General features: G+C 73.3%; 17 protein-coding genes. 11 read left to right on the top strand and 6 right to left on the bottom strand.

The genetic code is table 11. The annotated features are described in order from the left end of the window. Positions 1–79: 79 nt before the first annotated feature. A complete protein-coding gene (locus G9H72_RS18085) occupies positions 80–1,768 on the bottom strand; it encodes a hypothetical protein (protein WP_166173732.1) in 1,689 nt (562 codons plus the stop codon). A gap of 365 nt (positions 1,769–2,133) precedes the next feature. On the opposite strand from G9H72_RS18085, the gene G9H72_RS18080 reads away from it, so the two are divergent. Next, entirely contained in the window at positions 2,134–3,057 is a 924-nt protein-coding gene (locus tag G9H72_RS18080) for an endonuclease/exonuclease/phosphatase family protein (protein ID WP_166173730.1), read from the top strand. A 103-nt stretch (positions 3,058–3,160) separates the two neighbouring features. Here the strand turns inward: G9H72_RS18080 and G9H72_RS18075 are convergent, their stop codons facing one another. From G9H72_RS18075 to G9H72_RS18055, 5 genes are all read right to left on the bottom strand, one after another. Next, on the bottom strand, positions 3,161–4,075 hold the full coding sequence (locus tag G9H72_RS18075; RefSeq protein WP_166173728.1) for an immunoglobulin domain-containing family protein: 915 nt from the start codon (positions 4,073–4,075) through the stop codon (positions 3,161–3,163). Between the two features lie 70 nt (positions 4,076–4,145). Then, positions 4,146–4,793, bottom strand: coding sequence for an ATP-dependent DNA ligase (locus tag G9H72_RS18070; RefSeq protein WP_166173727.1), 648 nt, complete (start codon positions 4,791–4,793; stop codon positions 4,146–4,148). A gap of 162 nt (positions 4,794–4,955) precedes the next feature. Next, positions 4,956–5,732, bottom strand: a complete 777-nt coding sequence (locus G9H72_RS18065; RefSeq protein WP_166173725.1) for a hypothetical protein — start codon at positions 5,730–5,732, stop codon at positions 4,956–4,958. A 169-nt stretch (positions 5,733–5,901) separates the two neighbouring features. After that, complete coding sequence (locus G9H72_RS18060; protein WP_166173723.1) at positions 5,902–7,650, bottom strand: TraM recognition domain-containing protein; 1,749 nt, start codon at positions 7,648–7,650, stop codon at positions 5,902–5,904. Between the two features lie 622 nt (positions 7,651–8,272). Next, positions 8,273–8,860 (bottom strand): hypothetical protein, encoded by a 588-nt coding sequence (locus G9H72_RS18055; RefSeq protein ID WP_166173721.1) that lies wholly within the window; start codon positions 8,858–8,860, stop codon positions 8,273–8,275. A gap of 188 nt (positions 8,861–9,048) precedes the next feature. Here G9H72_RS18055 and G9H72_RS18050 point away from each other — a divergent pair, with 188 nt between their 5' ends. From G9H72_RS18050 to G9H72_RS18005, 10 genes are all read left to right on the top strand, one after another. Next, positions 9,049–9,357, top strand: coding sequence for a hypothetical protein (locus tag G9H72_RS18050; protein WP_166173719.1), 309 nt, complete (start codon positions 9,049–9,051; stop codon positions 9,355–9,357). Between the two features lie 303 nt (positions 9,358–9,660). Beyond that, complete coding sequence (locus G9H72_RS18045) at positions 9,661–10,125, top strand: hypothetical protein (protein WP_166173717.1); 465 nt, start codon at positions 9,661–9,663, stop codon at positions 10,123–10,125. After that, positions 10,125–11,264: a hypothetical protein gene (locus tag G9H72_RS18040; protein ID WP_166173715.1), complete on the top strand. Its 1,140-nt coding sequence runs from the start codon at positions 10,125–10,127 to the stop codon at positions 11,262–11,264. Before G9H72_RS18045 ends, G9H72_RS18040 begins: the two co-directional genes overlap by 1 nt. 137 nt (positions 11,265–11,401) lie before the next feature. Continuing rightward, positions 11,402–13,099, top strand: a complete 1,698-nt coding sequence (locus G9H72_RS18035) for an SCO6880 family protein (protein WP_166173713.1) — start codon at positions 11,402–11,404, stop codon at positions 13,097–13,099. Between the two features lie 25 nt (positions 13,100–13,124). Then, complete coding sequence (locus tag G9H72_RS18030; RefSeq protein WP_196791363.1) at positions 13,125–14,924, top strand: ATP/GTP-binding protein; 1,800 nt, start codon at positions 13,125–13,127, stop codon at positions 14,922–14,924. After that, positions 14,924–16,762 carry a type IV secretory system conjugative DNA transfer family protein gene (locus G9H72_RS18025; protein WP_166173711.1) on the top strand — a complete coding sequence of 613 codons (1,839 nt, stop codon included), beginning with the start codon at positions 14,924–14,926 and terminating at the stop codon, positions 16,760–16,762. The genes G9H72_RS18030 and G9H72_RS18025 overlap by 1 nt, the downstream gene beginning before the upstream one ends. After that, positions 16,759–17,370, top strand: a complete 612-nt coding sequence (locus G9H72_RS18020) for a DUF4913 domain-containing protein (RefSeq protein WP_166173709.1) — start codon at positions 16,759–16,761, stop codon at positions 17,368–17,370. The genes G9H72_RS18025 and G9H72_RS18020 overlap by 4 nt, the downstream gene beginning before the upstream one ends. 11 nt (positions 17,371–17,381) lie before the next feature. Further along, positions 17,382–17,591 (top strand): hypothetical protein, encoded by a 210-nt coding sequence (locus tag G9H72_RS18015; protein ID WP_166173707.1) that lies wholly within the window; start codon positions 17,382–17,384, stop codon positions 17,589–17,591. Positions 17,592–17,665: 74 nt separating this feature from the next. After that, positions 17,666–20,227, top strand: a complete 2,562-nt coding sequence (locus G9H72_RS18010; RefSeq protein WP_166173705.1) for a hypothetical protein — start codon at positions 17,666–17,668, stop codon at positions 20,225–20,227. Then, positions 20,224–20,514 carry a hypothetical protein gene (locus tag G9H72_RS18005; protein ID WP_166173703.1) on the top strand — a complete coding sequence of 97 codons (291 nt, stop codon included), beginning with the start codon at positions 20,224–20,226 and terminating at the stop codon, positions 20,512–20,514. Before G9H72_RS18010 ends, G9H72_RS18005 begins: the two co-directional genes overlap by 4 nt. Positions 20,515–20,544: the final 30 nt, after the last annotated feature.

Raw genomic sequence — 20,544 nt, 5'->3', positions numbered from 1 at the left:
CAGACGCTCCTCACGCCCGCCCACACGCACTCACATGCCGCTGACGTCGTGCCGTGACCCCTTCCGGGCCGCCGTGTGTTCAGGAGTTGAGCGCTGATGTGCCGGCCGCTCCGATGTTGTCGAGCAGGGTCAGCGCCGCGCGTAGCGGCTCGGCGTCCAGGCCTGTTGCTGGGGCGAGGAGCGCGCGGGCGTAGTCGGCGGTGAGGGCGCGCCCGAGGGATGCGGCCCAGGCCACGGTGGCGGCGACGTCCTGCTCGCTCCACAGGATGTCCCGCATGCCTGCCCGCAGGAGCGGGCTGCCGGGCGCACTGAAGATGACTGTCGCGGTGACCTCGCCCGCGGCCGCGAGCTGCACCTGCGCGGCGTGCATGTCCGGGTGGTACGACAGGTGCCAGGCGTGCGCCCCCGCGGCCAGGACCGGCTGAGCCAGCGCGTACGCCGCCGGCTCCAGGGCCAGATTGACCAGCCGCCACTTGCCGTCCACGACGATCTCAGCGCCATCGCCCGCGACGCTCTCCAGGACCTCGACGGCGTGCTCGCCCTCCGCCGCCCCGCCGCCGACCCAGACGGCGACCAAATCAACCGGGCTGCCAGTCACCGCAGGCTCCGGTGCCGCGGTGACCTGGGGGCGGGAGCCACTCCAGGCGGCGGCCCGGGCTTCCCGTTCGGCCTTCTGCATCGCGCGGACCTCGCGCCTGACGCGACGCAGCGTCTCCTGCATCTCCTCCTGCAAGCAGGCCTGTTCCTCCGCGGACATCCGCGACGGCGGCGCAGGCGCCGGAGTGCCGAGGCGCTCCCGCGCCCACACCAGCGCTGCCCGCAGGCCCCTCGGCGCGCCCGACGGCGCGTCCTCCCACCGGCCATCTGGCCGCGCGGACACCACGGCCTTGGCCGTGGCCCAGTCGGTCAGCTCGACCTCGACCCACGTGCCGGGCGCGACGTCCAAGCCCAGCTCTTGTGCCATGGCGGAATGGACGACGGTCAGGCCGCGGCGGGTCCGGTCGCCGGTGCCCGGCCCTTTCCACGCGTCGTAGAAGACGGTCGCGTGGCCCAGTGGGCTCCAGTGCAGCAGCTCCGCGTGCTCGAGCTCGCCGGTACCGACCCTGCGGTAGGCGAGATGGCCGTCGAGCCGGACGGCCTCGATCAGCGGGGCCAACTGCTCAGCGGTGAACTGCTCCGGGGTCGGCGCGGCCGGGTCCCGAAAGCTCGACCACACCTGGATCGGAGCCTGCGGCGTGTCCCGGTCCCACAACCCGAGCCGCTCGCCGTCCTTCATCACCCCCAGCACCCACGGGTGCACCGCCGGTGCGACCAGCAGGTCACCTGCGTAGGCGGGAGCGTTCCATCCCCCGCCCGCCCCCCTGCCGCCCAGCGCACGCGAGTCCGGCAACCCAGTGTGCAGCGGCATGCCGGCCTCTCGCAGCAACATGGCGGCCGGGTCCGACAACGGCGCCCCGTCCGGCAACGGCGCCTTCGGCACTCGCACCGCCCGCGGGCGCGGCAGGCCAGCACTGTGCTCGGCCACCCATCCGCCGACCGCCCTGCGGGCGTCCGCGTCGTCGAGCACCTCTCGCCCACCGGCCCCGTCCCGCACCAGCAACTCCCAGCGACCGTCGCCCAGCGGGACCAACAACAGCGCCTGCCCGACCTGCTCCCACACCGCGAGCACGTCGTCCGGGACCGCCCCCACCAGCGGTGCGGCCAACGACCACCACCCCCGCCCGAGCAGCGCCCCGGAGGAAGAGGCACCGGTGCTGTTCGCGGCCAAGTCCAACGCCCGCAGCAGGCGGACCGCATCCCGCGCCGAAGCCACCACCGCCCGCGCCAACGGCCCGCGCAGATTCCCGCCGGGCCGCCACCGCAGAGCTGCCGCCGCGGTCAAAGCCCCACCCCGAACGCCAGACGCATCCACCCATGCTGACCGTCGCCCCCCGTCGGAGCCGGCCAGCGCCCTTTCCTCACCCGGACGGCCCACCACCACAGCCACAAACCCGGAACGAGCCCGACAGCAAGCCAGCAGCAATACTTGAGCCGCCTCCGGACATGCCGCGGATCGCGTCTTAGCCTCGTCGGAGCGAAGTGCCCTGGTCCAGCGTTCGGCGGGGTGTGATCATCCGCCGTGCGCTCCTCGGATTGGGCTGGCTGGGTCTGCTCCCCGCCCTCGCCGTCGCGGCCATCCGCATCGCCGGGGTGAACGGCGGGCCCCGCACCGCACTCGCACTGGCACTGCTTCCGCTGGCGATGCTGCCGGCGTACCCCGTGCTCGTGCTCGCCGCTCTGACCAGACGCCGCGCCCTCGGGCTCGCCGCCGCCGTGAACGTCGCCGCGCACCTCCTGTGGCTCTGGCCAGCGCTTCCGCCCGCGGACCCGGTCCCCTCGGCCGCCCGCGCACATACGCTCACCCTGGTCTCACTGAACGTCGGCAGCAGCGGCCTCGACATCGTGGGCCTCGACCGGCTGCTCACGCGGGAGCAACCAGACGTCCTCGCCCTCCAAGAGGTCAAGCCCGCCTACCGGACCGCCCTCACCCAGGTCCTGCACGCCCATGGGCTCACCGCCGGACTGCTACGCACCGACCAGCGCCACCTCCAAGGAGGCGGTCTCTGGACCCGACTGCCCGTCCTATCCGCAGAGCTCGCGGACTACCCCGGCGCCCGCTGGCCCCGCCTCACCGTGGACGTCGCCGGCAGGCCCCTCACGGTCCAGGTCGTCCACACCTGGCCCCCGCACTCGGAGCTGCACCGCTACTGGTCCGCCGACCTTCTCGCCCTGGCCCGCGCCCAACGTGACGAGCCAGCGGTTCTGGTGGGCGACTTCAACGCGGGTCGTGACCACGCCCCGTTCCGCGAACTGCTTCGCTCCGGGCTACGCGACGCAATGGGCGCCCGCGGCCATGGACATGTTGGGACCTGGCCCGCCGATCGCCGGCTCATACCGCCCCTGCTCGAACTGGACCACGTCCTGCTTCCCAATGGGGTGCACGCGATCGACGCCTACACAGCCCCTGCCGTCGGCAGCGACCACCTGCCCCTGGTCGCTCGCCTCGGCCTCAACTGACTAGCCGCGCATCCGCACATGCCGCTGACGTCGCGCGCCCACTCGTGCCGCGGGTCGCGCGCCCCTCGTGCGGACGGCTGTGAGGCTTCCCTGCTCGCGTAGCTCAGCTGCGGACTCGTACGGCCTTCGAGGCCGCAGTCAGCGGGCTGTAGCCAGTGCGGCTGGCCGTAACCCGCACGCTGAGCGAGTGGCCGCGGTCCGCAGCGGTAGGCCGGTAGGACCCACGGGTGGCGCGCGCGATGGGCTTGCCGTCGCGCAGCCACACGAAGCGGTGGCCGGCGGCCACGGGCGCCCACCGTCCCGGCGTCGCCTTCAGCAGCGCACCCACCCGGGCGGCCCCGCTGATCGTCGGGCGCTGGGTGTTGCGTAGCGCCTGGCGGGCCACGAGCACCGCCGGGCTGTCGGCGGTGCCGCCGCCGTCCTTGTTGGACGCCGCGGCGCGGCAGGCGAGCCGATGGCCGGCGTCGGCCGCGGACACGCGGTAGGTGGCACCCGTTGCGACGGGCTGGCCGTTGCGCAGCCAGCTGTAGGCCACCGCCTCGGCGTACAGGGTGTCCGCGGAGCAGCCGAGGATGCGCCCGACCGTCGGCGTGCCGTTCACGAACACCGCCGACACCGACGCCGGGTAGGTCGGCAGCGGCGTCGGCTGCGGCGCCGGCACGGAAGGGCCGGTCGGCGCCGGCGTCCCCGGCCCCCAGACCACGCCACCGGGCGGCTCTGGGGTCGTGCAGGGCACCATGCTGTAGGAGCCGTCGGGCCAGGTGATGCGGCACTCCCCGCCGGCGGCCGGAGTCGGCGCGGGCGTACTCGGTGCCCCGACGACGCCGCCGGATGCAGGCGGCTCGGGGGTCGTGCAGGGCACCATGCTGTAGGAGCCGTCGGGCCAGGTGATGCGGCACTCCCCGCCCGCCGCCGGCCCGGCGGCCGCCGCCAGCCCCGTGCCGGTTAGCCCGGCGCCGGCCAGGCCTGCCACCAGGGCCAGCGCTCCGAGCGCCCCCGTCATCCGCACTGCTGCCACCTCTCCACGATCGGCGAGCACCGTACCCGTCTGACCGTTGCCAGTCGCCCCGTTCACCCTTTCGCGGTGACTACGCGCGCTGGCGCCTCTCCCGGCCCGGCTGGCGCCGCGGCGCGTGCACCGAGGCCCAGTGCGCGGTCTTGAGCTTGACCCAGTCTCGTGACCGGGCGCCCGGACGGTAGGTGCTGTCGCGGTGCTTGACCACGACGCCTTCCAGATCGCGCTCCTCGCACACGCTCAGCAGGTCCTCGGCCGGGCAGTCGAAGCTCGCCGACGTCTGCCAGCACGGCCCTTGAAACGCCAGCTCCTCGAGCTGGCGCCGCCGCTCGCCGTAGGGCTGGGCGCACAGGTCACGCCCGTCCAGCCAGAGCAGGTCGAAGGCCACGAACGTGACGCGGCAGCCGGTGGAGGGGGCGCGCCGCCGGGCCATCCGGGGGCCGAGCGCGTAGAAGTCGGCGGCCGTGCCCCGGCCGGCGACGAGCTCGCCGTCCAGCACCAGCGTCCGGCCGCCCAGCGCGGGCACCAGGCCCGCGAGCTCGGGCAGCGCCGCGGTCACTTCCCGGCCGGTCCTCGACCGCACCCGCAGGCCGCGGTCATCCACGGTGACCGTGGCGCGCCACCCGTCCAGCTTGACCTCAACAGCCCACCCCTCCCCCACAGCGTGCGCGGGCTGCCGCGTCGAGGACGCGAGCATCGGGCGCAGGACCGGGGCGGGCACGCCCTCCATCATGCGTCGGGGCTCACGGCCCCCGATTCCATCCGAATCGAAGGCAAGGAGAGCGGAAGGTCCCCACCCGTCGGGTGAGGACCTTCCGTTGCTGCCTGGCTCCGCTCCCGCTCCAGTCCGACGAGGCGGGAGCGGCGTCGCTGCGCGCGAGGGCTATCGCGTGACCGTCACGAGGAAGGCCGAGGAGCTGGAACGGGCCAGGGTGTCACTGCCCTCGTAGACGGCCTTGAAGGCCGCGAGCTTCCCGACCTTGGCCTTGATCGTGAACGAGCCGGTGCGGGTGGTGATGGCCTGCCCGACCGGCTTCCACTGCTTACTGCTCTTGCTCGCAGCGGTGTAGATGCTGACCGCCTCCCCAGCCGCCGGCAGCACCGTCGGGTCGACGTCGTCGGGGTCGTGCGCGGTACGGCTCAGGGTCCCGGTGAGGGTCACCGCGGTGTTGCGCTTCACCGCGTAGCTCTTGGCCCGCAGGGCCACCGAGGTGGAGCGCACGACCGTGTAGCTCGCAGCGTTGAACGCAGTCGTCCGCTTGTCGTAGAAGTCCCTGGCCGAGACGCTGACGTTGTAGAGGCCGGCCGACGTGTTGTTGTCCACTCGCAGCGCTGCGCGATACACGCCGTTGTGGTCGTCGCCGCTCACAAGGTCTGCAGTCGTGTTGGCTGTGCCCGTGCCATTGTCGGCGTCCGGCGATGCGGCGCTAATCAACACCTGGGTGACCTCCCGGCACTCGGCCGGCGTGGAGACGGTCGTTTCTACTACGACGCCGCTGTCCACCTTGCCGGCGATGATCGGTGAGGTGGCCAGCACGCGAGTGTTGGCGATGGCCGGGCCGATGTCGCAGGCAGAGGTGGCCGCCGAGGCGGTCGGGGCGACGGCTACCGTCGCGAGGAGAGCCGTCCCCGAAAGGGTGACGAGAAGTGTGCGACCCATGATCTTCCTTCTGTGATGCGGGAAGCGAGGTTGTGCAGGAACGCTCCCGTGGACCCCCGTCGAGTCCGCGCGGACATGGTGCCTGGCGGTCGCTGGTAGTGCCGCGAGCCCGCGGAAAGATGGGGCCGAAGGCCTAGCTCGGTCGGGTCAAGGGATGAAGCTGGCCGGGTCAGGCGACGTCGCCGGCGTGCTCGGGCGGCTCCCTGAACCAGCCGCGGGGCGGGGGCTTCACTGGCAGTGGCTTGTAGGCGAGGTGGCGGTCGGGAGTGCACTGCCCGAACGGCCCGTCCGGGGAGAGGAGGATCGGCAGGTGATGGTCGAGCTGCTGGGCCATCCAGGCCGCCATGCCGTTGACCGGGTCGAGCCGGGCGCCTTCCCAGCTACGCCACAGGACCTCCAGGCGCATGATCGCCTCGGCGTGGTCCCACCACTGCGGGCACCACTTGTTCTGCTGGCCCACGTTGCGCGGGAACGCGACGATGAACAGGTCCGTGACCCACTCCTCCAAGGACCCGTAGTAGGGCTCCCACTCCTCGTCGTCAACGGGACCGCCCGCGCCGGCGGCTGCGGGGACCGCTCCCTCGGCGCTCGCGGCCAGCAGCTCGGTCACGTACTCCAGCGCCGCCTCGAGCGCGACGATGCGGCGCCCGGCCTCGGTCAGATCGGCCGGGGGCGGAGGGCCGAAGTCAGCGCCGGGGTCGTAGCCCTGCTCCTCGCTCATGGCCGCACCACGTCGTCGAGGACGACCGTGTCGTCCAGTCGAGGCTGGGCCGGAACGGCGTCGCGGCGGGCCGCGCCGACCAGCTCGGCCTCGGCCGCCTTCGCGGCGGCGCCGATCTGCTCGGCGCGCGGCCCCTCGTACCAGGGCAGCGCGCAGCATCGCCGGCTTGGCGCCGGTCGTCATCACCAGGACGCGGCCCTTGGGCAGGGCGCGGATCTCCGAGGCGGGCAGGACGCGCCGCTGCTGCGGGGACCGGGACCGCGTGCGGCGACCGTCGGAGTAGGACACCGACGCCACGGTCACGTCGTGGTCGCCGATCAACCGGGACAGGTCCTCCGCGAACGAGGCGTCGTCGATGCCGGAGCCGATGACCTTGACCGTCGCCGCGCCCCAGAGCGCCTTCATGCCGGTGTCGCCCCAGACCCCAACGCCCTGGGCGTACGACTGCAGGATCGTCAGCGGGATCACGCCGCGGCTGCCCAGGTGCGAGTAGAGCGAGGGCAGGTCGCCGATACGGCAGATGTTCGCGGCCTCGTCGAGCAGCACCATCATCGGCGGGTCGAGCCGACCGCCGCGCAGCTCGGCGGCGTGCACGCCCTCACGCATCATCCGGTCTGTCAGAGCGGCCACAAGAGGGGCGGCCGAGCCGCCGCCGTCCTTGGACAGTAGGTAGAGCGTCTGCCGAGACAGCGGGAACGCGGCGGTGTCGATCTCCTCGACGTCCTCGCCGGGCAGCGGAGGCGTCACCCAGGACGTGATCTGCGGGTTGCGCAGGCACTTGGTCGCCGTGCGGGCGGTGAAGTAGACCGAGGCGCGCGTCTCGTGCGCCATCGTTCGGGTGCCCTCGAACTCCTTGGCCAACAGCGGGTGCCCGTGCTGCTTGAGCAGCGTGCCCGGCGTCGGGTCGGAGTCGTCGTTGAGCCAGGTGTAGACGTCGAGCAGCGTCCCGCCGGACACCTTCGCTGCCATGATCAGCGTCGACAGCAGAGAGGCGCCGGCCGGACCCCAGATATCGCCGTCCTTGCCCTCGACGGTCAGCACGAAGTGCGAGGCCAATCGCTCGGCCTCCTCGACGCTGTTGACGGCGGCGAGCGGGTTCCACCACCAGGTCCGCGGGGCGTGCGCGATGCCCTGGGGGTCGAACACCCAGACCCGCTCCCCCGTGTCCTGCGCGCGCAGTGCTGCCTTCCCGGCCACAGGTCGGCCTTGTTCGACGTGGCGATGACAGCCCCGGGCGCGTCCAGCACCAGCGGCACACCATAGGCCGTCGTCTTGCCGCTGCGCGGCGCCATGATGGCCACGCCCACGTCCTCGAAGCCGGCTAGCAGCGGCATGGCGCCCTTGCGCAGAGCGCCGAGGACCCAGCCAATGTCGGCCGGGCGCAGGTTCCTCGGCTCGGTCCCAGCCAGGGAGGGGCGGAGCCGTACCGCCTGCTGGCGGCGGGTCCGCACCAAGAGCGCCTGCAGGTCCTTGGGCTTGGCCAGCGAGGCCGCGACGTCGGTCGGCCCCCCCAACGCATGGGCCACCTTGACACCGAGCCACACCAGCGGGACCGCGACGACCAGCAGGACGGCGATCGTCGCCGCGTACAGCACCCGCGGGTCGACTCCCGGCCAGAAGGCGTCCGGCCCCTGCTTGACCACGCTCAGTACGAAGCCGGGGGACCACGGGGCCGACCTCCATCCGTGTCCGCCGAGCATCGACGCAAGGCCGCCGCCCACCCACACAGCGGCGCTCGCTCCGAGCAGGGCAACCGCAGCGCCAGGGATCAAACAGGCCGACCCCCCACCGCCGGACCCCTTCGGCGCGACCGTGGCCATCAGCCGACCATCCCGGGAGCGGTGGTCTTGTCCAGGTTCCAGCGGCGGTTGGTGTTGAGGCCGCCGGCGTTTCGCTCGGCGTTCGTCAGCTGCAGCTGGACGGGGATGCCGGCGCGCTGCCCGGACTTGATCAGGAAGCGGCCCTGGCCCGGGTGGGCCTCGCCGGCCTTCCAGCCCGGCGGCGTCGACCAGCTCGTGATCGTGTCGACCTCGGCGCGGGACAGGTCGACGACCTCGCGTACCTCGTCGAGCTCCTGGCGGGGAAGCCCGCCGAGCACGACGAGCCCGGCGCGCTCCACGAACCCCTTGGCCTTGGCCACGTCGGCGTCGTTGTCCATTGAGCGCAGATCGGCCAGTGAGTGCGAGATCATCGCCTGCCCGACGCCCTGGTTGTGGTTGAGGCGGGTGAGCGCGTCGACGCGGTCGACCATGCCGTGGCCGGCGCGGATGACGCGCCACAGCTCGTCCATGACGACGAAGAACCGGCGCTGGGGCTCGAGCCCGGCGTCGGCCAGAGCGTTCGCCGCCTCGACCTGGCCAAAGCCCTTGAACCAACACGCTAAGCCGCTCCCACCCACCGTGTCCATGGCAGTTGACAGCGTCGAGAACTGGAGCCATGCTTCGTCAACTTGTATGGACAGGGAGACCTGTAGAGCTCTCCCGCGAATCGGAAGGGGCCGCTCGCATGGAAGTACAAAGCTTCGGTCGCACACGAACGACGAGGCGCCGCGCCCAGTTGAGGTGGTGCGCTCCCCGACGCCCGTGGAGAGCCCCTGTGCTGGGCAGCACGGGCGCCACGCTCGTCTTCGCCCTTGCCACTCTGGTGCTCGCTCGACCGGCTTCAGCGATCTCCGTCAACAACACCCGGCCGCCAGGGACGGACAACTTCCAGACGATTCTGAACTGGGCGGGGTGGGGCGGAACCGTCGCGGGGGTCGTCGGGCTCATCGTCGTCGGGATCAAGTTCATGCTCGCGCACAAGCGCGGCGACGACGGGGGCGAGCAGATGGCCGCGTTCGGCAAGGTCTGCGCCGGGCTGGTTGTGTTGGCCGCCGCGGGCCCGATCGTGACGTCTTTGTCCTAGCAGACCCGGATGGGAAGTCAGGGGATGCTGGACCTTCAAGTGCCCGAAGTGGACTCGGAGGCTGGAGTGAACACGAGGCGGACGCGGGCGGGGCTTGCTGTCGCAACGCTGGCCACGCTGCTGGTCCTTGCTGTCGGGACATTCGCCGCAGTGCGCGACGACGACAAGGAGAGGGCGACGTTGCCCGCCGCTCCTTCCGTTGTGGCCTCGGCGGCTCCCTCCTCCTCGATCACGCCCGTCCCGCGTCCGTCCGCCGTGCCCAGCACAGCGCCGAAGGGGGTGCGGTGGGAGCTGTTCCAGGGCGTGGCCTTGCCAGTCAGCGACGCTGATGGCCCGACCCGGATCGACGGCCCGGTCTACGCCGGCTACAGCCATACCCCCACGGGCGCCCTCCTGGCCGCCGCTCACCTCGGCTTCCGCTACCTCATCACGCCGGGCGACGGCTGGCGCGACGTTGTCGAGCAGCAGGTCCTGCCCGGAGAAGGAAAGGACGCCTACATCCCGCTACGCGAGAAGGTCACCGACGACTCCCCGCAGCCTGGTCAGTACGGACAGGTCGCGGGCTTCAAGTTCGTCACCTACACCGAGGATGTCGCCGTCATCGGCATGGTCTACCGCTACGCCAGCGGCAACATGGCGGCGGTCACGACCACCGTGCGGTGGTCGAACGGGGACTGGCGGCTCGAGCTGCAGCCCGACGGCGGCACCAGCCCTACCCGACAGGGCGTGTCGAGCACCGCGGGCTACATCCCGTGGGGAGGCGTCTAGTGCCGGACATCTGTGACCTGCCCGTCATCGGCGGCGGCTGCGATGCGGCGACCAACGCGGTCGCGAAGACGGCCGGCTCCGCGTTCGACGCGGCGGCGAGCAAGGTGGGTGAGGGGTTTGCGAAGGCTCTGGAGTTCTCGCTGACGTTCTGGACCGAGATCGACGCCCCGCAGCTGAGCACGACGTCGGGCCCGGTCTTCGAGCTGATGCGGTCGACGCACTGGTACACGCTCGCGATCGCGGTGCTGGCCATCACAGTGCAGGCCACGCGGATCGCGTTCACCCAGGACCTGCGGCACGGGACCGAGGCGGTGAAGGGCCTGTTCCGGTGGCTGTTCGTGGTGGGCGCGGGCGTGTTCACGATCAACGCGCTGGGCCGGGCCTCCGACGCCTTCTCGGTCTGGATCATCGACCAGGGCGCCGACGGGGACCTGGCCGACCGGCTCGGGATGATCACGACGGGCCTGAACGCGAGCGGCTCCGGGCTCGGCTCGGGCCTGATCCTCGTGCTCGGGCTGTTCGGAATCGTCTCCTCGTTCGGGCAGATGTTCCTGATGATGGCCCGGTTCGCCGTGCTCACCATCCTGGGCGGGCTGCTGCCGCTGCTGGCGGCCTCCTCGATCACCGAGCGGGGCAAGGCCTCGTTCGACAGGGCCGTCGCCTGGATCGTCGCGTTCCTGCTCTACAAGCCGGCCGCCGCGATCGTCTACGCCGCCGCGTTCTTCTTGGTCGGTGACGGCGGTTCCGCGATCCAGGTGTTCGTGGGCCTGTTCCTCATGGTCCTGTCGGTCTTGGCCATCGTGCCGCTGATGAAGCTCGCCGTCCCCGCAGTGACCGCGGCGACCTCGAGCGGCGGTGGGGGCGGCGCCATGACCGCGGTCGGGATGTCGGTGGCGACCGGCGCGAGGATGGCGAGCGGCCCCGGCGGGGGCGGCGGGCGCCTGTCGGCCTCGGGTGGTGGTGGCACGCACAGGCCCGGCCCGGTCACGGGTCCGACCGGTTCCAAGGCCGCCGGAGCCGGTGGCTTCGGCAAGGCCGCTGGCGCGGCTGCCCCGTGGGTGGTTGTCGCGCAGGGCGCGACCCAGGCCGCGGGCGCCGCGAGGCGCGCCGCTGGAAGCGCCGCTGGCTCTGCCTCGTAGCTCCCACCTCAGCTCACGCCCGGCCCCGCGCCGCCCGGCCTTCTGGCCGGGCGGCCGACGGGCCCTGCCGTCGTGCCTGCTTCCGCCTCGGCCCCGCTCGAATGTCTGCACTCCGTCACGCGAAAGAGGGTTCACCCATGTCTGCTTCCACCGTCAACGGGAACGAGGGGCCGCGCACCTACGGCAACTTCGTCGTCCCGCGCTCGCCCGGCGTGTTCGGGCTGGGGACGCTGGGCAGTGGCCTGCTCCTCGTCGGCCTGGTGATGACCGTCCTCGTCCAGCTCGGCCGCGGGTTCATTGCCGCAGGCGCCACGCTGCTGTTGTTCATCGCGCTGCTGGCGCCGATCAAGTACCGAAACCGCGCTGGGCGCAACGGCTGGCAGACGCTCACGACACGGGTCGCGTGGGCACAAGGTAAGCGCAAGGGCCAGAACAGGTACCTGTCCGCGCTGGTCTCGCCGATCGCGTTCGGCTCGGCCCGGCTGCCGGGCCTGCTCGCGCGCAGCGAAGTGTTCGAGGCGCAGACCGCGTACGGCGAGCGGTTCGCGATGGTGTCCATCCCGGCGGCGCGTCACTACGCGGTCGTGCTCTCCGTCGCGCCCGAGGGCGGGCAGCTCGTCGACACCGACACGGTCGACTCCTGGGTCGCGGAGTACGGGCGCTTCCTGTCCGACCTCGCGCACGAGCCGGGCCTGGAGGCCGTGACCACGACGATCGAGACGGCCCCGGACCCGGGCACCCGGCTCGCCTCCGAGGTCCGCCGCACGGTCCGCACCGGAGCGCCCGGCCTCGCGCGGGAGATGATGGAGGAGGCAGCCTCTACGTTCCCGGCCGGCGCCGCCACCGTCCGCGGCTGGGTGACCCTCACCTTCAGCGCGCGCAAGCCCGCGACGGTCGAGGAAGAGGGCCTGACCGGGCGCGGCAAGAAGGCCAAGTCCAGGAAGCCGCGCGAGTCCACGAAGGCTCTGGCCGCCCGCGAGCTCGCGGCCTACGAGCGCGGCGAGGACCCCACGGACGCGGGTCTCGACGAGGACCTGATGCCGTCCTCGCTGCCCAGGCCGGCCAACCCGCCGCAGAACGTCCGCTCCACTGTTGAGATGGCCGTCCAGATCGGCCAGCGCCTTCCCGGCCTCATGGAGCACCTGGCCGCCACCGGCGCCGGGACGGTGCGGGCCATGCGCCCGCAGGAGCTGGCGGAGATGGTCCGGGTCGCCTACGACCCGACGGCGGCCATCGCCGTCGAGGAGGCGCGCGCGGCCGGCGAGGACACCGGCATCACCTGGGACAGCGCCGGCCCGGTGGCCGCCGTCGCCTCGTGGGGCGCGTACCGGCACGACAGCGGCACCTCGGTCACCTACGCCACGACCAGGCCGCCGATCGGCGCCGTGCAGTCCTCCGTCCTCGAGCGGCTGCTCGCCCCGCACCCCGGCGTGGACCGCAAGCGCGTCACGGTGGTCTACCGCCCCTACGCCGCCTATGAGGCGGCCGCCATCGCCGACGCCGACGTCCGCACGGCGAACACCCTCGCCACGGCCCGCCGCGGGCAGGCCGCCGCCGGCGAGACGGCGGCGATCCGCGCCACCCGGCAGACCGCCGAGGAGCAGGCCGCAGGCGCCGGGCTCGTACGCCAGTCCGTGATGGTCACCGTCACGGTGTCCGACCCCAAGCGGCTCGGCCAGGCCGCGGAGATCGTCGACCAGCTCGGCGCCTCCTCCCGGCTGCAACTGCGCCGCTGCTTCGGCTCCCAGGACAGCGCGTTCGCCGCTGCCCTCGGCGTGGGCGTCGTGCTGGCCAAGCACGTCGCGATGCCCGACGTCTTCCGCAACGGCCTCTAAGCCCTTCCATGAACAGGGGAACGCCATGTCGAAGAAGCTCACATCGCTGGAAGAGGCCGGCGCTGTGGTGTCGTCCCGCATCAGCGGCGCGCGCCGCCACCGGCGGGCCTCCCGTCGCGATTCGACCTGCATCACCGCCACTGCAAAGGCGACGAGCAAGCGCCAGCTGCGCAACGCCACCAAGCAGGTGAACAAGACCCCGAAGGCCGCCCCGGCCAGCCTGGCCAAGCCTGCGCGGCTGACCGCGCGCGGGTTCGCCGGTCGCGGGCTGGGCCGCGCGTCCTACGTGGAAGCTCCCCCCGAGTGGCGCGGCACGACCGTGCAGGCGTGCGGGCTCTACCCGTTCGTCGTCGGCGCGTCCACGCCGATGGTCGGAGTCCCGATCGGGCCGTCGCTCTCGACCGGGGCGACGGTGTGCTGCGACCCGATCAACTGGTTCCAGCGCGCCAAGCTCATCTCCAACCCCTCCATGTTCGTGCTCGGCCTGCCCGGCCTCGGCAAGTCCACGCTCATCCGCCGCCAGGTCCTCGGCCTCGCGGCGCAGGGCGTCACACCGCTCGTGCTGGGCGACCTCAAGCCCGACTACGCCGACCTCGTGCGCGAGCTCGGCGGGCAGGTCGTCCGGCTCGGCCGCGGCCTCGGCTCGCTCAACGTCCTCGACGCCGGCGCGCTCGACGAGGCGGCCGACCTGCTCCAGGCGGCCGGGATGCACCGGCGCGCCGACCGCTTGCGCGAGGAGGCCCACGGCCGCCGGCTCAACATGGTCGACGCGCTGATCCTGCTCGCCCGCCAGTCCTCCACCACCGACACCGAGCGGACCGTCCTATCGGCCGCGCTGCGGCTGCTGGCCGAGCGCCGCGCCGACGCCGCCGCCTACGAGGGCACGTCCGAGGCGCCGCTGCTCTCGGACCTCGTCGCCGTCCTCGAGGAGGGGCCGCCGGTCGTGCGGCTCCCCACACTGGACCGCGGCGACGTCGAGCGCTACCGGGTCGCGGTCGAGCCGCTGCAGAGGTCGCTGCTGGCGCTCATCGAGGGGCCGCTGGGCTCGGTGTTCGCCCGCCCCACCACCGAGCGCATCCGCCTGGACTCCACCGCCGTATGCGTCGACGTGTCCGGCATCTCCGCGAACGACACCGCGCTGCAGGCCGCGGTGCTGCTGGCGTGCTGGAACGAGGGGTTCGGTGCCGTCGAGGCGGCCAACGAGCTCGCCGACGCCGGTCTCGCCCCGCAGCGGCGCTACTTCGTCGTCCTGGACGAACTGTGGCGGGTGCTGCGCTCGGGCGCCGGGATGGTCGACCGGGTCGACTCGGTCTCACGGCTCAACCGCCAGGAGGGAGTGGGGCAGGCGTACTGCTCGCACTCGATGGCGGACCTGAAGTCCATGCAGGACCCGGCCGACATCGCCAAGGCCAAGGGCCTGGTCGAGCGCGCCGGGATCGTCGTCGTGGCCGGGCTGCCCCCCGCCGAGCTCAAGGAGCTTGCGGAGGTCGTCGGCTTCACCGACGCAGAGGTCGACACCGTCACCTCCTGGTCCACGCCGCGCGGCTGGGACGAGGGCGAGGGCCCTGCTCAGGACGCCGAGGAGGGGGACAGGGACGCCAGGCCGGGCAGCGAGCCGCCCGGTCGCGGCAAGCTGCTCATCAAGGTCGGGCAGCGGCCGGGCATCCCCGTCCAGCTGCAGCTGACCCGAGCCGAGCGGCGCAGCGCGGTCCACAACACCAACAAGCGCTGGGTGACCGACCTGACCAAGGCCGCCGGCAGCGGGCTCGCTCCCACGCTCGACCTGACCAATGCCGGCGCCGAGCGCGCTGGGGCGGTGGCCTGATGGGGACCGCTCGGCCCACCCCGACCATCTCCCCGCGCGGCGCCGGGGGCGGCGAGGGCGGCATCGTCCTGCTGCTCGGCGCCTTCGCCCTCGTCGTCGGCGCTTCCGCGTCCCTGTGGGTCGCTGGCGGCCTCACCGGCGCCTGGGGCTCGCACTCCGACGGGCACGGCTGGGCCTGGCGGCCCGGCCCGTTCTCGCCGCTGCTCGTGGTCGACTTCGCACGCCACCCCGACACCTACGTGACGGGCCAGGGCGTGTGGGCCGGCACCGACCCGCGCACGCTCGTCGGTGTCGCCGTCGTCGTCCTGCTCGCCGCCGCCGTACCGGCGTACGTGATTCTCCGCTCGTTCACCAGAGCCTCGCGCCGCGCACCGGACCCGGGCCGGCTCATGGCCACCGTCGAGGACGTCAAGCACCTCACCCAGCCCGAGCTGGCCAAGCGCGCCAGCAAGCTGCGCCCCTCGCTGTCCGGGATCAAGCCCAAGGACCTCCAGGGCGCGCAGGTCGGCTTCACCATCGGCCGGCTGTCCCCGGCCGGGCGCCTGATCCGCGGGTCCTGGGAGGACGTCGTCCTCATGTTCATGGCCCCCCGCTCCGGCAAGACCTCCTCCTACGCGATCCCGCTCACGCTCGAGGCGCCCGGCGCCGTCGTACAGACCTCGAACAAGCCCGACGGGTACACGGCGACGGCCGCGCTGCGCGCGAGCGACACCAGCGAGCGGGTGTGGGCCTTCGACCCGCAGCAGATCGTGCGCGCCCCGCAGACCTGGTGGTGGGACCCGCTGCGCGCCATCACCACCGTCGAAGAGGCCGAGCGGCTCGCCGCACACTTCATCAACGCCACCGGCACCGACAACAAGGACGACATCTGGAAGCAGTCCGGCGCCGAGCTCGTCGCCTCGCTGCTGCTGGCCGCCGCCGTCTCCGGCGGCACCCTGGCCGACGTCTACACGTGGGTCACGCAGGAGAACAGCCCCCTCCCCGCGCAGCTGCTGCGTCAGGCCGGCTGGGACGCCATCGCCTCCTCGCTGGACGGCACGCGAACGATGGCCGAGGAGACGCGGTCCGGCGTCTTCTTCAACGCCCGCTCCGCGCTGGCCTGCCTGCGCAACCCGGAGATCACGGCGTGGGTCACCCCGCCGACCGGGCAGGACGCCGCCTCCATCGAGGAGTTCGACGCCAAAGCGTTCCCGGCGTCGCGTCAGACGCTCTACCTGCTGAGCAAGGACGGCGGCGGCTCCGCCGCCCCTCTCGTGGCCGCTCTGACCGACCGTGTGCTGCGCGAGGCCGTCGCGGCGGCCGAGCGCCGCCCCGGCGGGCGACTCGACGCCCCCATGCTGGTCGTGCTCGACGAGGCCGCGAACATCTGCCGCATCGGGGACCTGCCGCAGCTCTACTCCCACCTAGGCAGCCGCGGGATCATCCCGGTGACGGTGCTCCAGTCCTACGCCCAAGGCGTCGGAGTCTGGGGCGAGACAGGCATGAAGGCGCTCTGGGGCGCAGCCACGCTCAAGATCGTGGGGTCCGGCATCGACGACCCCAACTTCGCCGATGACCTGTCCAAGCTCGTCGGCGACTACGACTACACCTCGGTCTCGGTGAGCCGTGGCGACGGCAAGTCCAACCGCTCGCGGTCGGTGCAGACGCGCCGCATCCTCACCGCCGCCGACGTCCGGGCGCTGCCCAAGTTCCGCACCTTGGTGTTCTCGACCGGAGCCCGGCCCGCGTTGGTGCGGTCGATCCCCTTCTTCGAAGGCCCGCGCGCCGAGGAGATCGGAACGGCCACCGCGACCGCGGACGCACGCATCGAGGCCGCAGCCGAAGGGGCGGCGGCATGACCGCCGGGCCGACGGCCGACGCCGAGCCGCCGGACGAGGGCGCCGCACGCGACGAGCCCGGCACGTCGTTGAGCGAGGCCTTCGACAGGGTGCCGGAGCTGGCGGACCTGCGGGAGGCCGCTGCCTGGCTGTTCCACATCCAGAACCAGGTCGACGACCTCGACGGGCTAGTCAACAAGGCGCTTCATGGGCCCGGCGCCGCTCCGATGGAGCGGCCGGCACTGCCCGCGCAGCCGCCGGTCGAGGCCGGCGACGAGTGGGAGACCTACTACCGCGACGTCGAGGACTTCGTGAACGAGTTCTTCGTCATCGCCTTCGCCCGCACCCTCGGCGGCAACGCGCTGTGGTGCGACCGATGGTGGGACCACCCCGAGGCCGTGCTGCGGCTCGAGGGGCTGTGGCGGACGTTCGAGACCTCGCGGCGCCAGCCCGAGAACGGCGGCCCGATCTTTCTCGGGCAGGTCGACCATCACCTGCCGGTCCTGCTCAGCGCGTCGGGGCCGTTCGCGGCGTGCGGCGCCTCCGGCCACAACCCACCCCCGCCGCTGCCCTCGCGTCCGGCCCCGCCCGGGCACTGGGCGCCGATGGCCACCGGGCCCGCGTCGTGATGGCCGACCCCGTGACGGCCGACCTCGTGTCGCCGGCGGTCGCGCCTGGCGACGGCTACGCCTTCGTGACGCTCTCCCCGGCGGTACCGCTGACGACCGGCCCGACCCCTGAGACAAGCGCGGACGTGCTGCTCGTCCTCTGCCTCGTCGTCCTGGCGGTCTGCGCCCTGCTGTCCGGGTGCTGGCTGGTCTTCGCCCGCCGCAACCGCTGCGGCTTCTGACCGGCGCCCTGCCTTCCGCGGGCGCCCCTGCTCCGCGCTCATGCCGATCGTCCTTCGCTCGTTGGGAGAACCCCGTGTCTGATGGTCACTTGGAGATGCAGCCGCCGACGGAGGAGCCGCTCGCGGCCACCGGCACCAAGATCGTGCAGTTCGTCAGCATCGCCACGATGGCGTCCGAAGCCGCCGCGCAGATCGCCGCCACCCGGGCCGCGGCCAGGGCTGAGCGCGACCAGGCCGAGGCCAACGCGGCCCGCGCCGAGCTCGAGGCGCGGCGCGGCGCGGCTCAGGCCGAGTGGGCGCCGCTGCTGGACCCCCAGGCGTACGGCGAGACGACCGTGCTCGACGCAGGCCGGGCCTGGGCCGCCGCGCAGGGGTGGCGGCCGGACCCCGAGGCCGAGCGCGCGGCCAGCGCGGCGGAGAACCGTCTGCGCGAGCTGCGCCCCGACGTCATGGAGCGCTACGACCGGCTGCGCGCCCAGGGCGCGGAACCGATCGAGGCGATGATGCGCGTGGCGCCCTACTTCGACGCCCCGCCCGCTCGCGTCGGTGACCCGGCCCCGACCCGGGCCGGGCTCGCGCCGGACGAGACCACCGGGGACGTCGTGCTGCTGTCCGACGCCGACCGGCAGACGGCACGCTTCCCGCACCTCGTGGACCAGGCCGCTACGAAGGTCATGCCCGATCAGGCCGAGGCCACCGTCACCGGCCCGACGGCCGGCGCTGCAGACGAGGCGGTGCCCGCGCCGCGTCCGGTCGACCCGCAAGTGCTGCAGGCCCTACGGAGCCGTTCCGCGGGCCTGCCCGACGCGACCATCGCCACCGCGCTCAGCGTGTGGGACCACGCTCGGACCACGCTGCCGGAAGCGGTGGCCCGCCCCTACCTGCAGCGGGCCGAGCAGCGCTTGACCGAGCTCAACCCGCACGTCATGGGCCTCTACCGGAAGGCGCTCGCCGAGAGCGGCGACCCCGGCCAGGCCATGGACCGCTGGCGCCGCTCGATGGTGGCCAGCAAGGACAGCGACCCGATCGGCTACGCCATCGCCCGCATCGGGTTCGCCGCCGGGCTCGTCGACGACGACGGCACGCACCAGACCGTCCACACCCAGCAGGCACGAGCCGTCCTCGCCACGCCGAGCCCGCTCGCCGCGTTGGAAGACCGGCTCGCCGTGCTCCACACCGCCACCGCCGGCGAGGCCATCGGCATGTGGCGTGAGGCCCACGCAACGCTGCCCGCAGACCAGCGCGCCCCCTACCTGGCGGCCGCCGAGGCCCGGCTGCGCGAGATCACCCCGGACAACATGGCCATGTACGACGTCCTGCGCGCCCAAGGCACCCACTCACCGGCCCGGGCCATGCACGAGGTTCTGGGCAACCTCATCGACACCCGGCGCATCCACGACCGCGCCGACACCCGCCCCACCACGCCACCCGCAACCGACAGGAGCGCCGATGCGGGCCCGGGCGTTCCGGGGGCCGCCGGAGGGGACGGCGCCTCGGCCGGGGGCGAGACGGGCCCCAACGTGCTGGAGGGCCTTCGCCGAGTCGCCGAGGCCGCGCAGGAACGCGATGCCGCATGGGCCCATGCGAACGGCGTGCTGGGTGAGATCGGCGGGCTCGCGGATCGGCTGCCGGGCTCGACGCTCGAGCAGGCGGCGAACGTGTGGGCCAAGGTGCACACCGAGACCGACCTGCCGGCCCCGATCGCCAACGCGCTCTCTGGCGTCGCTGAGGCGGCCGAGCAGCGGATGCGCGACCTCGCCCCCGAGGCGATGGCCCGCTACGACGCCGCGAACGCCGACGGGCAGAGCAAGGCCGACGCGATGCGCCGGGCCGTCCCGTACTTCCCCTCCCAGGCCGGTGCCGCCGGCAGCCCGAACGGGGTGACGATCCCCGGGCAGGTCGTCCGCGGCCCGCACACTGGTCAGCCCTCCGCGGTGACGGCCGGCGCCGCCTCCGCCCTGCCTGCCGGGCAAGCGGCCCAGGCCGGGCCGGGCCCGGTGGCTGATGCCGTGGACCGGATGCGGAGCGACCGACCCGACGTCGCCGAGCGCTACGACCGGCTCGTGGAGCGCGGCACCTCCCCGCAGGACGCTCTCGCCACCGTCGGCCCCTACCTCGAGCACACCGCCTCCGGCGCGCCGCTCGACAGCGCCTCGGCCCCCGAGCCGCCTGTCTTCCCCTCGCCCGTCCCGGGCAGCGCCGTGGACACGTCCGCCCTGGCGGCGGCCGACGCCGCCGGTGACACCGCGGCGGCGCTGCAGCACAACGGCGAGGCCCGCGACGCGACCTCCCGGGCGCTCGCCGCCATCCCGGACAACCCGACGACCGCCCGCGTCGACGAGCACGCCGAGGGCGTCCAGGCGGCGCGCCCTCCGGCGGCGGCCGCCGACCTCGACCTGACGGGCGCCCGCGACCGCCAGGCCACCGCGGCCGAGATCGCGGCTGCGGCGTACCCGCAGCCGGTCAACTCCACCGGGGCGCAGGCAGCCCGCGCCAGTCTCGGGACGACCGCTGCCATTGCCGGGCAGGCGCCTCCGGCCGACGCCGCCGGCGCTGCCGTGACAGCCGCTCCTGGGGCGCACACCCCGGCCGCGCCGGCTCCTGCAGCGCCTCGCCGGCGAGCCGCCCGCCCGTGACCGACCCGCACGACGACGACCCGCACTGCGACGACCCAGGGGCCGCCGACATGGCGGCCCCTGGCCGTCTCGGCGCCGACGCCGACACGGCCCCGCTGCCCATCCTCGAGCCGGTGCAGGCCGCGCTCCGCGAGGCACAGGCCGACCCCTCGCCGGCCCCGCGTCTGGCTGCCGCCGCCTACCCGCTGCCCCTGGGCAGCGCGGCCCCAGCGGCCGCACCCGCCGACGGCGCTGGCCCGCTCAGCGCGGGCGGCAGCCCTCCCCCACCCCGTTCGCCCCGCCCGTAGAAGCACCCCCGACTCAGGAAGTAGGTCCCG

This window comes from Motilibacter aurantiacus (genome assembly GCF_011250645.1).
GTDB lineage: Bacteria > Actinomycetota > Actinomycetes > Motilibacterales > Motilibacteraceae > Motilibacter_A > Motilibacter_A aurantiacus.
The sequence above is the reverse complement of the archived record's forward strand: the minus strand, read 5'-3'. Positions and strand labels throughout refer to the sequence as shown.

What these genes read in the sequence shown, in the direction of transcription:
- G9H72_RS18065 (WP_166173725.1), bottom strand. Translation starts at nt 5,732, where the DNA reads ATGGGTCGCACACTTCTCGTCACCCTTTCGGGGACGGCTCTCCTCGCG.
- G9H72_RS18055 (WP_166173721.1), bottom strand. Translation starts at nt 8,860, where the DNA reads ATGGACACGGTGGGTGGGAGCGGCTTAGCGTGTTGGTTCAAGGGCTTT.
- G9H72_RS18035 (WP_166173713.1), top strand. Translation starts at nt 11,402, where the DNA reads ATGTCTGCTTCCACCGTCAACGGGAACGAGGGGCCGCGCACCTACGGC.
- G9H72_RS18030 (WP_196791363.1), top strand. Translation starts at nt 13,125, where the DNA reads ATGTCGAAGAAGCTCACATCGCTGGAAGAGGCCGGCGCTGTGGTGTCG.
- G9H72_RS18025 (WP_166173711.1), top strand. Translation starts at nt 14,924, where the DNA reads ATGGGGACCGCTCGGCCCACCCCGACCATCTCCCCGCGCGGCGCCGGG.
- G9H72_RS18020 (WP_166173709.1), top strand. Translation starts at nt 16,759, where the DNA reads ATGACCGCCGGGCCGACGGCCGACGCCGAGCCGCCGGACGAGGGCGCC.